This is a genomic window from Myroides injenensis M09-0166, assembly GCF_000246945.1.
Classification (GTDB): Bacteria; Bacteroidota; Bacteroidia; order Flavobacteriales; family Flavobacteriaceae; genus Flavobacterium; species Flavobacterium injenense.
Genome location: NZ_BAEX01000189.1, coordinates 1 through 425, shown reverse-complemented (window position 1 = coordinate 425; position 425 = coordinate 1). Strand labels below are relative to the sequence as shown.

At 34.8% G+C, this 425-nt stretch carries 1 protein-coding gene; it reads left to right on the top strand.

From position 1 onward, the window contains the following. Window positions 1-110: 110 nt before the first annotated feature. Window positions 111-425: phage integrase N-terminal SAM-like domain-containing protein (locus RH98_RS15090; protein ID WP_036496139.1), on the top strand; the 315-nt coding region annotated here is incomplete at its 3' end.

The window sequence follows — 425 nt, the reverse complement described above, 5'->3', positions numbered from 1 at the left end:
AACTAAACCTTCGGTAGCTTTTCCATTAGAAATCATATATTTAGGGTATTAAAATTCAAAATTATGGTAACTAAAAAAAATCTCCAGAGGAGTTAAGAGCAAACAAATACCTGAATCGCGCTTGTAGTGAAATTAATGGTTTCTCTGAACTTCTGCAACGATTCGAACGAAATATTTCTATTCTAGGTCGAAGTAAACGCACGTTCGATAATTATTCACGCCATGTAGCTGCCATGGCACTTCATTTTGGCTGTTTACCTACCGAATTAGATCCCGAACAGGTTAAAGATTATCTTTTTGAACTACAACAACGTTCCAATTCTCCTTCTCAATCGTATTTTAAACACACGGTTTACGGTCTTCGATTCCTTTTAAAAACTGAAAATCTATCGTACGATTATCTTCATTTGCCATCTATTCCTAAA